The sequence below is a fragment of the Pseudoalteromonas sp. S3178 genome, assembly GCF_005886985.1.
Classification (GTDB): Bacteria; Pseudomonadota; Gammaproteobacteria; order Enterobacterales; family Alteromonadaceae; genus Pseudoalteromonas; species Pseudoalteromonas carrageenovora.
Genome location: NZ_PNCW01000150.1, coordinates 1 through 414, shown reverse-complemented (window position 1 = coordinate 414; position 414 = coordinate 1). Strand labels below are relative to the sequence as shown.

1 protein-coding gene is annotated in these 414 nt (G+C 37.2%); it reads right to left on the bottom strand.

All coding sequences use genetic code 11. The annotated features are described in order from the left end of the window. Positions 1-219: 219 nt before the first annotated feature. Positions 220-414: DUF933 domain-containing protein (locus CWC11_RS20405; protein ID WP_138684148.1), on the bottom strand; the 195-nt coding region annotated here is incomplete at its 5' end.

Genomic DNA, 414 nt, shown 5'->3' with positions numbered 1-414 from the left:
ACACAGTTTGTTTGCAGATAAATTAAGCGAAACGGCTTGTTTTTATATAAAATCATGCGGTGCAATTGCAAATTTTTAACAAATCCTGTGAATTTTTATTCCTTTGAAGTCTATAACTTACTCTGAAGAGCAAGGTACTTATTTGATTAAAAAGCAGAGTTGATAAAACTAAAAAGGAGCCGAAGCTCCTTTTATTGAAATAGCGTGTAGTAACTATGGTTACACGTTAAATAAGAAGTTCATCACATCGCCATCTTTCACGATGTATTCTTTACCTTCTTGACGCATTTTCCCTGCGTCTTTCGCACCAGTTTCACCGCGAAACTCAATGTAGTCATCAAATGCAATGGTTTGAGCACGAATAAAGCCTCGCTCAAAGTCAGTATGAATTTTACCCGCGGCTTGTGGTGCTGT